Source organism: Vibrio sp. A37 (genome assembly GCF_059777565.1).
In genome coordinates this window covers 1-620 of record NZ_JBLNLI010000075.1, presented here as the reverse complement: position 1 = coordinate 620, position 620 = coordinate 1, and the positions used below count along the sequence as shown (strand labels likewise).

Below are 620 nucleotides of genomic sequence, written 5' to 3'. Positions count from 1 at the left end.
CTTGGCGTATGTGATGTATACGTCAGGGACGACAGGGCAGCCTAAAGGGGTGATGGTTGAGCATAAAGCGGTGTCTAATACAATTCTGTCCATGCAAAACATCTACAAACAGACATGGCTGTCTTACTCATCCAGTTGTTTTAGTAATTATGTATTTGATGTGTTTATTTCTGAATTATTTGGTGGGCTCTGTTCAGGGCATAAGCTACATTTACTATCAATATCTTTGAAGTCAAATATCGACGAATTAGCGGAATACGTTAGCATTCACCAGATCAATTGTTTGTATCTTCCTCCTGTTTTGCTGAGTGAATTTCCAGTCAGAGAATATCCATTTTTAGAAAGCATCCTTTATGCGGGAGAGCCTTGTTCTACCGATACGATAAATCGATGGTCTTCACAGTATTCTCTGTATAACTGCTATGGCCCAACAGAAACATCTATCTACGCATCATACCGTATGATCACTAGTGAAAGGGAGGCAATGTCAATTGGTCAGCCGTTATATAACACTAAAGTCTACATATTAGACCACCGTCTACGTCTAGTACCAGTTGGTATATCAGGTGAGCTTTACATTGGGGGGGCAGGCTTAGCGAGAGGGTATTTAAACCGTCCAG

1 protein-coding gene is annotated in these 620 nt (G+C 41.1%); it reads left to right on the top strand.

Annotation, left to right across the window (positions count from 1 at the left end):
- Nucleotides 1-13 precede the first annotated feature (13 nt).
- Nucleotides 14-620, top strand: a 607-nt coding sequence (locus ACM2FC_RS23595) for an AMP-binding protein (RefSeq protein WP_498483469.1), incomplete at its 3' end; no start/stop codon positions are given.